Origin of the sequence: Streptomyces sp. NPDC060031, from assembly GCF_042736805.1 — a bacterium.
Classification (GTDB): domain Bacteria; phylum Actinomycetota; class Actinomycetes; order Streptomycetales; family Streptomycetaceae; genus Streptomyces.
In genome coordinates this window covers 1-9823 of sequence record NZ_JBHWVM010000151.1, presented here as the reverse complement: position 1 = coordinate 9823, position 9823 = coordinate 1, and the positions used below count along the sequence as shown (strand labels likewise).

The following is a 9823-nucleotide window of genomic DNA, read 5'->3' as shown; positions in this document are numbered from 1 at the left end:
CAGGCCCTGGCCCGGCCCAGCGGCGGCCGGGCGGCCGGGCGGGCGGTCCGCCGCTACGAGGCGGACGCCGCCGCCCTGGCCCTGCTACGCCACCGCGCGCGCCGCGGCGGTCCGGCCCGCGAGCCGGATTTCGCCGGGCGGGAGCGGGAGTTGCTGCGCCGGCTGTGGCTGCGCCGCGCGACGGCGGGGCCCGCGCTCGCCCGGGCGGCCGTCATGGAGGAGCTGCTCCCGCCCTGGTTCGACCCCTTGCCGCGGGCACCCGGGCCCGCGCGGGCCGGCGTACCGAGTCCACGGAGCCACTCGGGGCGGGTGCCGGTGGCCGCTGTCGCGGTTGCCGCCGCCACTCCCGTCGCCGCCACTCCCGTCGCCGCTGCCAGTGCCGCTGCCACGGCCGGGCAGGGCGTTCGCTAGACGGACAGGCCCTTCGACCTCAGCCAGGCCAGCGGGTCGCTGGTCGAGCCGCCCTGGCGGACCTCGAGGTGGAGGTGGGGACCGGTGACGTTTCCGGTGGCGCCGACGCGGCCGATGGTCTCGCCCGTGCCCACCGAACCGCCTGTCACCGACATCGACGACAGGTGGCAGTACCAGACCTCGGTGCCGTCCTCGAGCTCCAGCACGATGCGGTAGCCGTAGGCGCCGGACCAGCCGGCCGAGGTGATCTTGCCGCTGCCGACGGCCTTGACGGGGGTGCCGGTCGGGGCCGCGAAGTCGAGGCCGGTGTGGTGGCCGGAGGACCACATCGAGCCTGCGTCCCCGTAGTGCGAGGTGAGGGTGTAGGCGGAGGTCGGGAGGGCGAAGCTGCCGGCCAGTTCGGCGAGGCGCTCCTGCCCGGCCTTGGCATCGGCGGCCTCCTGGGCTGCCTCGGCCTCCTGCGCGGCCTTCTCGGCGGCTGCCGCGGCCGCGGCCTCGGCTTCCTTCCGGGCGGCCTCCTGCTTCTCCTTGGCTTCCTCGGCGGCGGCCTCCTGGGCGGCCCGCTCGGCCTCGTCGTGTTCCCGGGCGGCCGCGGCGTCCTGCTGGGACTCCGCCTGCTGGAGGATGCGGCTGCGCAGGAGTTCACCCGCGTCGGCCCGCCGGTCGGCCTGCTGCGGGATGATCCCGGACCTCGCCGCGGCGGCCCGCGCACCGGCGTCCGCGTCCGCGCCGTCGGCCTGATGCGCCTGGCTGCCGTCGAGGGAGTCCATGGCCTCCAGCGCGTGCGGCACCAGGTCGGGCAACGAGGGGAGGGATATGGCGACTTGGGGCCGGTCCTGCGCGGTGGCGATGCCTCCCGCGCCGACCGCGGCGATGACGCCGACGCCGAGCACGGTGGAGGAACGGGCCAGTCCGCCGCGCTGCCTGATCACCCGGTGCTTGCCGCGGACCGGCCGGGCCGAGTCCTCGGTGGGGTTCCACTCGCCCCAGGCGCCGGCGGTGGGCTGCTCCTGGATCTCGGTGCCTTCAGGGGCAGGCAAGTTGGAGGCCACCGGGGCACACTCCTCATTGACGCGCACGCGCACGGCGCCATCTCTTGCGACGGCTGGGACGACCGCGCTGCGTTATCGAACGGTAATAGAAGAAGGGGAGTGATTCCAAGCAGTTGCGATTGATCGTTAACGTCAATCAGCCACTCTCCGAGCGGCTCCGGCCAGTACTTTTAGCCATATTTAGGGATCAACCCGGGCAAAGATCGGCCGACTCGCGCACCCCTCCAGCCACGCACCCACCTTGACGATTCGTCAGACTCTTCGCGCAGAGCGCCTCTTCGGTTACGCTCCGTCGCCCTTCGGTACGACGGGCACCGTCCGCCGCCGCTCCGGCTGCCCCTCCCCCGGCCGGCCGACCGCGAGCAGCGCCATGTCGTCCGTCGCCCTGCCGCCCGTGTACCGGCGGACGTCGCTGCTGAGGGCACCGAGCAGCTCGTCGGGCCCGGGGAAGACCCGGCCGCGCAGCCGGGCCTCCGGGTCGTAGAACTCCCCCGCCGCGTCCCGGGCCTCCGTCAGCCCGTCCGTGTACAGCAGCAGCGTGGACCCCGCCGGGAAGGGCCACTCCTGCGCCCGGTCCGGCGAACCGCCCAGCTCCCCCATGCCGAGCGGCAGCGCCGGTTCCGCCGGGGCGAGGGCCGAGACACCGCCGTCCGCGTGCAGCAGCAAGGGCTCGGGGTGCCCGCGGTTGACCAGCCGCAGCACGCCCGCGTCCGCCGGGATCTCCCCGAGCACGCACGTCGTGAACCCCTCCACCGCGTCCAGGCTGCCCCGCCGGGTGCCCTCGCGGGCCAGCGCCCGCTCCAGCCGCCGCGCCACGCCCTCCAGCGTCGGCTCGCTCTCCGCCGCCTCCCGGAACGCCCCGAGGACCACGGCGACCGCTTCGACCGCCCCGAGTCCCTTGCCCCGTACGTCGCCCACCGCCAGGCGCACCCCGTACGGGCCGTCCTGGACGGCGTACAGGTCGCCGCCGATGAACGCGTCCGCCTGCGCGGCCTCGTACCGGGCGGAGACGTGCAGGCCCGCGATGCGTTCGGCGGACGTCGGCAGCACGGCGCGCTGGGCGGCTTCGGCGATCCCGCGCGCCGAGGCGAGCTGCTCGCCGCTGCGGCGTACGACCCGGTTGATCAGGACGGCCAGCGCGGACACGGTCAGGACGGTGGCCAGCTCCGTCATGGCCTCCACCTTCCAGGTGGTGTCGTTGTAGATGTGCAGCAGGACCACGGCGAGCGTGGCCAGCGCCCCGGTCCAGACGGTCCCGCGGATCGTGAACAGCGGGGCCGCGGTGAAGAAGGGGGAGCCGGTGAAGCTGGGCGGGGTGAGGACGTCGAAGCCGAAGCCGAGCACGATCAGCGCCCCCGGGAGCACCCGGACCACGCGCCGGGCCACACCGCCGCCGGACGCGCGCTCCCCGTTGCCGCTGTCCTGCCGGCCCTGCCGCGCCACGCTGGCCTCCTGCCGCCCGGTCCGCCCTCAAGGCTCGCCGCAGGAACGGCGTCACGGCGACCCGGCCGGGCCCGTACGAGTGACGGGGCGGCTCACGGCGAGGGGGTACGACGAAGGCCCGGCTCCCCAAGGGGAACCGGGCCTTCGTACTGAGTAGCGGGGGCAGGATTTGAACCTACGACCTCTGGGTTATGAGCCCAGCGAGCTACCGAGCTGCTCCACCCCGCGTCGGTAAACCCAACTCTAGCCCATCCGGGGGGAGGGCCCCGCCAATTAACCTCCCCGGCACCCCCTGGACGGCCATATCCCCAGGTCAGAGACGTGAAACCCACCTCGCAGCCGCCCTTCTGACCCGGTGTGGGCTGCACGGACATCCTTCGAGGCAGCTGTCGGTCGGCGTCCACCGCGGACAAGCCCGCGAACGACAGAGCGCCCCGCCTGGCCGAAACCAGAACGGGGCGCTCCACAAGCGGTAGGCCATGTCGGACTCGAACCGACAACCAACGGATTAAAAGTCCGCTGCTCTGCCAATTGAGCTAATGGCCCTCCACGTGCTCACGACAGAGCATAGCCGGACAGCGCCGGTCAGCCGATCGGGTATCGACTGACCGGCCCGTGTCCTCAGCTGAGGCTCGCGTAAGTCCCCCAGCCGTCACTGATCTTGACGCGCTTCTCGAACGTGCCGTTGCCCCGGCCGACATAGCGCCACAGGGCACCCGCCGTGTCGCGCGCCACCAGGTCGGACTTGCCGTCGCCGGTGATGTCGCCGACGCCGACGAGGGCGTTGAAGATCTGCCAGCCCGTGCCGATCTCCACGCGGGGTGCCAGCTTGCCGTCGGACTGGCCGGGGTAGAACCACAGCTTGCCGCTCGGGTCCCGGCCCACCATGTCGCCGCGGCCGTCGCCGTTGAGGTCGCGCGCGCCGGCCAGCAGGTAGCCCTGCATGCCCTCGGCGATCAGCGCCTTGGAGGTCAGCCCGGACTGCAGCCCGGTGCCCTTGAGGGCGTACATGTACAGCTGGCCCGTGGTGTTGTTCCTGGCCAGCAGGTCCGTCCGCCCGTCCCCGGTGAGGTCGCCGGGCGCGATCAGCGTGTCGTACGCGTTCCAGCCGCCGAGGCCGATCACCGTGTACGGCGAGGCGGGCGTCAGGGGCTGCCCGCAGCCGGGCCGGTACGCCCGCAGCGCGCCGGCGGCCGTCCGCACGAGCACGTCGTTGCAGCCGTCGTTGTCCACGTCGCCGAACGGCAGCACGGCGTTGACGGCGTTGTCGCCGGTCCAGCCACCGCCGGAGACGGCCGCCCCGAAGGCACCCGGGCCGCCGGGCAGGAACTCGGCCGTCCCGTCGGCCTTGAACCCGAACAGGTCGCCGTACCCGTCCCCGACGAAGTCCCGGGGCCTGGCCCCGGCCCCGGAGAGCGCGACGGCCCCGGTGGCCGTGAGCGCGGCGCCCTGCCCGTCGGCGGGCTGGGCGGTCAGCGTCCAGTCGTACGCGCCGCTGTACAGGAGCTTCCCGGAGGCGTCCGTGCCGTCCCAGGTGGGGGCGATGAGGCCGCGTGCGTCAGCGCCGCTCCGTACGAGGGTCGTCACGCCCGTCGTCTTGTTCCGGACCGTCAGTTTCCACGATGCGGCGGGCTTGGACAGCCACCACTTCCCGGTCCACTGCTGTGCCGGCTTCGCCTTGAGGTCCAACGCGGCGGCGGGCGCCACCGAGTCGATCGGCGTCAACTGCGAGGCCGTCACCCCGGTGGGCACGATGTGCACGCGCTCCGTGTCGTCCACGTAGGCGACGTTGCCGCCAAAGCGGTCGACCGTCCAGCCGGTGCGGGGACCGGTGGACGCACCCAGCTTGGCCTTGCTCACCAGCACCCGGGTGGGCAGCGCCGTACCGGCCACCGGCACCCCGCCGCTCAGGTCGGTCAGTTCGAGCCCGTTGGCCTGCGTACCGCGCACCAGGTAGCCGTCGCCGAGGAGCGCGGGATCGGCGGGGACCGCCACCGCCTTCCCGGTCGTCTGGTCGAAGAGGCCGGCGACGGCGGGCTTGCCCCAGTCCTTCGGGCAGGCCCAGTAGACCCAGCGGCCGACGGCCTGGAGCTGGTTCGGCACACAGTTGTCGAGTGTCTTGAAGACGTTCTGCGCGGCGCCCTCGGGCAGGTTCTGCCGGCTGACCGTGCCGTCCGTCGTGGAGCCGCTCCAGAGGGTGGAACCCCAGACCGCGGAGGCCACCCGGCTGCGCTTGAGGAGCGTGGCCCCGGAATCGGGCTCCTTGAACTCCGTCACGTACTGGTTCGTGGAGGAGAGCCCGTCGACGATCCCGAAACGTCCCGACAGGTCGGCGAGCGCCGGGCTGCTCTCCCCCGTGGTGACTCGGGGGCCCCAGTCGGTGGAGCCGGACCGGTAGAGGACCGTACCGTCCTGCTCGGTGGGCTTGCGGCGGCCGTGGTTTCCGTCTCCGGCGGAGAACATCTCCAGGCAGCGCTTGCTGTCCCACTGCGAGCAGTCGGCGTCCCGGCCGCCGGTGCTCCGGTCGACCGTCTGTGAGACGACCGACGGCGTACCCGGGCCGGTGCTCAGCCGCGTGGTGCGGAAGGTGCCGATGATCGTGGCCGGGGCGTACGCGGTGCTGTTGTCCGAGGTGTTCAGGATGCCGCTGCCGAGGGCCAGGCCGTAGACCGAGGCCGGCACGGGATCGACCGTGGCGACCCGCTTGACCTCGGTGGCTCCGGCAACCGACCGGGTGAGCCGGTGGACGGCCCAGTCGACGTCACCGTTGCTGATGCTCGACTCCGCGACGGATCCCACGGCGAGGACCGAGCCGTCGGGAGCGGTGACCAGCTGCGGGCGCGCGGACCCCAGCTCCACGTGGCGGTCCTCGTTGCCGTTGTGGAAGCTCCAGAGGATGGAGCCGGTGCGGTCGTTGTTGCCGATGCTCATCGGGTCCACACCCAGCAGGGTCTCGCCGCCGAGCAGGGCGTACTCCGGCCAGCCGAGGACCGAGGTGTCCAGCGTGCGCAGCGGAGCCGCGTCGGGGTTCGCCCGGTCCAGGAGATCCACCAGAGAGCGGCTGCCGTGGATCCGCAGCAGCCCCTGCGGCGCAAGCCGGAAGTCGGTGATCTCGTACTGGTCCGCCGGATCCGGCCGGTCCGGCAGCCCCTTGGCCTGCCCGGTGGCGAGGTCGATGACCGACCAGCGGGAGACGGTGCCGGAGGGGACCGGCACCGTGTGGCGCACGATCACGGACTTCGCGTCCCCGTCCACCACCTGACTCGACTCGGCGCCCTCCAGGAGCCCCGTCACCGGGGTGTCGGTCGCCTTGCCACCCGCTCCGCCCGCCTTGAGCAGGTGGTACCCGGTGGGCGCGTTGGGGTCGCCCACGGCGGTGACCACGGTGTCCCCGAAGGTGCCCTTGTACGTCTGACCGGACGGCAGGGCGATGTCCGCGAGGACGGCCCCCGCACCCTTCTGGAGGCTCACGTGCGGCGCCGGAGTCGCGGAGTACAGGGCCACCGTGTCGGAACCCGCGCCGTAGAACCCGGGTTCCGAGCTGAACGGGGCCTGCTCGAAGTAGCCGCTGTCGACGTTGTACACGGGCTTGGACGCGAGACGCGTCGCGAGTGCGGTCCGGGCACCCGTCGCGTAGTCGATCCAGAGCAGCCGGTCGTCGGCCTCTTGAGCGAGGAGCAGGCCCGTCGTACCCGCGTCGAGGATGCGGGTGCCGCGGGGAATGCGCCGCTGGGCCTGCGGCAGTACGGTCTCGGCCGCTGCGGACTGCGCGGTCGGCGCTCCCGCTTGTGTCGCCGTCGCGGGTACGGTGCCCAGCGCGGCCACCGTGGTGGTCAGTGCGAGCGCTGCCAGCGCACGAGCATGTGAGCGTTTCATCAATCAGGCCCCCCGGGACACGGAGGACCTCCCGGAACCGGTGTCCACCGGCCTTGCTGTGCCCCCCACTGCAAAGTCTGCGGAGCTTAGCAAGCACGCGAACAGGGCCCCTACGACGGGTGTCGTAGGGGCCCTGTTCCAAGCGGTCAGCTCAGGCTGGATCAGCCGTTGCGCTTCCAGCGGGGCTTGTCGTCGCGGCGGCCGCCGAAGGAACCGGTGGAACCGGTGGAACCGGTGGAACCGGAGCCGGAGGGGCGGTTGTCGTCGCGGCGGCCGTACGGGCGGTCGCCGCCCGAGGGACGGTCGTCGCGGCGGAAGCCACCGCCGGCCGGACGGTCGCCACCGGAGCGGAAGCCGCCACCGGCCGGACGGTCGCCGCCGGAGCGGAAGCCACCGGACGGGCGGTCGTCGCGGCGGAAGCCACCACGGTCGCCACCACGGTCGTCACGGTTGAAACCACCCGAGGGACGGTCGTCGCGGCGGAAGCCACCGCCGGCAGGACGGTCGCCACCACGGTCGTCACGGTTGAAACCACCCGAGGGGCGGTCGTCGCGGCGGAAGCCACCGCCGGCAGGACGGTCGCCACCGGAGCGGAAGCCGCCACCGGCCGGACGGTCGCCGCCAGAGCGGAAGCCGCCACCGGCCGGACGGTCGCCGCCGGAGCGGAAACCACCGGACGGGCGGTCGTCGCGGCGGAAGCCACCACGGTCGCCACCACGGTCGTCACGGTTGAAACCACCCGAGGGACGGTCGCCGCCGGAGCGGAAACCGCCGGACGGACGGTCGTCGCGGCGGAAGCCACCACGGTCGCCACCACGGTCACCGCGGTCGTCGCGGCGGAAGCCGCCACGGTCGCCGCCACGGTCACCGCGGTCGTCGCGACGGTTGTCGCGGCGCTCGAAGTTGCCGCGGTCGTCGCGACGCTGCTCGAACTGGCGCTCCTGGACGACCGGCTCGGCCGCGACGGCAGCCGCGACCTCGGCCTCGGCGGCCTCGACCACCTCGGCGACAGCGGCCTCCGGGTCCTCGCCACGCTCACGGGCGGAACGGGCGACGAGGCGGTCGGCCTCCTCGCGCAGCTCCACGGCACGGCGCGACAGGCGCTCCAGCTGCTTGGTGAGGTCGGCGACCTCGCGCTCGGCCTGCTTCGCGGCGTTGTTCGCGGAGTCGGCCTGAACCTGCGTCAGCGAACGGGCACCGGTGATCTCGGCGACCTCGGGGTCGAACGCGCCGACGCCCTGGACGATGTGGCGCGAGGCGTCCACGCCCGCGTCCTCCATCAGGCGGAAGATCTGGCGGCGCTGGTGCGGCAGGGCCAGGGAGACCACGACGCCCGACTTGCCGGCGCGGGCGGTACGGCCCGAGCGGTGCAGGTAGTCCTTGTGGTCGCCGGCCGGGTCCACGTTCAGGACCAGGTCGATGCCGTCGACGTGGATGCCGCGGGCGGCGACGTCGGTGGCGACGAGCGCGTTGACGTAGCCGTCCTTGAAGTCGGCGAGGACGCGGGTGCGGGCACCCTGCGTCATGCCGCCGTGCAGCGCGTCGGCCTTCACGCCGGATTCGATGAGCTGCTCGGCGATGCGGTCGGCGCCCAGCTGGGTGCGGACGAAGATGATGGTGCGGCCCTTGCGGGCGGCGATGGCGGCCGTGACCGGCGCCTTGTCCTTCGGCTTCACGACGAGGACGTGGTGCGTCATGGTCGTGACGTTGCCCTGCGCGCTGTCGACCTCGTGCGTGACGGGGTTGGTCAGGTAGCGCTTGACCAGGGTGCCGATCTCGTTCTCCATGGTGGCGGAGAAGAGCATGCGCTGGCCGCCGCCGGGGATCTGGTCGAGCAGTTCGGTGACCTCGGGCAGGAAGCCCAGGTCCGCCATCTGGTCGGCCTCGTCGAGGACGGCGATCTTGACGTTCTCGAGGGAGCAGGCGCCGCGGTTGATGATGTCGCGCAGACGGCCCGGGGTGGCGACGAGGACGTCGACACCGCGCTCGAGGGCGTAGATCTGGTTGCTCATCGAGGTACCGCCGCAGACGACCTTCATCTTGAGGCCGAGCACGTCGCCGTAGGGCTGGAGGGCGTCCGCGACCTGCATCGCGAGCTCACGCGTCGGCGTGAGGATGATGGCGCGGGGCTTCTTCTTCTCGGTGTGCCCGCCGGCCAGGGAGGCCAGGGTCGGCAGACCGAAGGAGAGGGTCTTGCCGGAGCCGGTGCGGCCGCGGCCGAGGATGTCCTTGCCGGCCAGGGCGTCCGGGATGGTCGCGGCCTGGATCGGGAAGGGCGACGTGACGCCGTTCTGGGCGAGCTTGCGCACGATGCCGTCGGGCAGACCGAGCTCGGCGAAGCCGATCGTGGGCTCCGCGTCGGCGTCAGCCTCAGCGTCGTCGTCGAAGTCGTTGGTGGAGTCCTCGAGGGACTCGCCGGTCGCCACGTCGGCCTCAAGAGCCTCGATGATCTCGTTCGCCTCCGCGGCCTCGATGGCCTCGGTGACCACGAGGGCCTCAGCGTCAACGATCTCGTTGGAGTCGTTCTCGGGCATGACGGAACGGTCAGAACTGGAAATGGACATGCGAAATGCGAAACCTTCCGGAGTCTCGGCACGCGCCCAAACTCCGTGAATCGCAAATCGACCGCCTCAATGCGGTCAGCCACGGCTAGGGAGAGTACGCGCCACACGGCGCTCTTCGGATTCGGCGCCGGGCAATGGGATCAAACGATCTATAACCATACGCACCCTCCCCGGGGTCTGGCAAGTCACTCCACCCAATACGGCTCTGACCTGCGAAGACGCCCCGGAGAAGGGGGCGCGCGCCTACGAAGCAGGCGCCGGGCTGGGCTCCCCCGGGGACGGCGCCGGAGTCGGTGTGGTATTCGTCACGGTCGGCTGCGGAGTCGGTGGTTCCGGTACCGGCGAGGGCGACTGCTGCCCCCCGCCGGAGCCTCCCGCGGCACCCGAGCCGCCGGCCGCGCCGCCCGCCCCGCCGCCGCCCGAGGACGGCTGCTGCGGACCCTGGCCGCCCACGCCGCCGCCCGGCCCCGCCGACGG

Annotated in this window: 4 protein-coding genes, 2 tRNA genes and 1 pseudogene; 1 reads left to right on the top strand and 6 read right to left on the bottom strand. The window is 72.6% G+C overall.

Translation table 11 applies throughout. The features are described from left to right. Positions 1-411 (top strand): annotated as a pseudogene (locus ACFWB8_RS35600) (PrsW family intramembrane metalloprotease); the annotation flags it as partial. Here the strand turns inward: ACFWB8_RS35600 and ACFWB8_RS35595 are convergent. From ACFWB8_RS35595 to ACFWB8_RS35570, 6 genes are all read right to left on the bottom strand, one after another. Beyond that, positions 408-1463, bottom strand: coding sequence for a M23 family metallopeptidase (locus tag ACFWB8_RS35595; protein ID WP_385236993.1), 1056 nt, complete (start codon positions 1461-1463; stop codon positions 408-410). The pseudogene ACFWB8_RS35600 and the gene ACFWB8_RS35595 overlap by 4 nt on opposite strands. 282 nt (positions 1464-1745) lie before the next feature. Continuing rightward, positions 1746-2906, bottom strand: coding sequence for a PP2C family protein-serine/threonine phosphatase (locus tag ACFWB8_RS35590; protein ID WP_385236990.1), 1161 nt, complete (start codon positions 2904-2906; stop codon positions 1746-1748). Between the two features lie 154 nt (positions 2907-3060). Beyond that, a tRNA-Met gene (locus ACFWB8_RS35585) sits at positions 3061-3134 on the bottom strand. A gap of 245 nt (positions 3135-3379) precedes the next feature. Then, positions 3380-3452 (bottom strand) — tRNA-Lys (locus ACFWB8_RS35580). A 75-nt stretch (positions 3453-3527) separates the two neighbouring features. Next, positions 3528-6782 (bottom strand): FG-GAP repeat domain-containing protein, encoded by a 3255-nt coding sequence (locus ACFWB8_RS35575; RefSeq protein WP_385236987.1) that lies wholly within the window; start codon positions 6780-6782, stop codon positions 3528-3530. A gap of 161 nt (positions 6783-6943) precedes the next feature. Next, positions 6944-9346, bottom strand: a complete 2403-nt coding sequence (locus tag ACFWB8_RS35570; protein WP_385236984.1) for a DEAD/DEAH box helicase — start codon at positions 9344-9346, stop codon at positions 6944-6946. Positions 9347-9823: the final 477 nt, after the last annotated feature.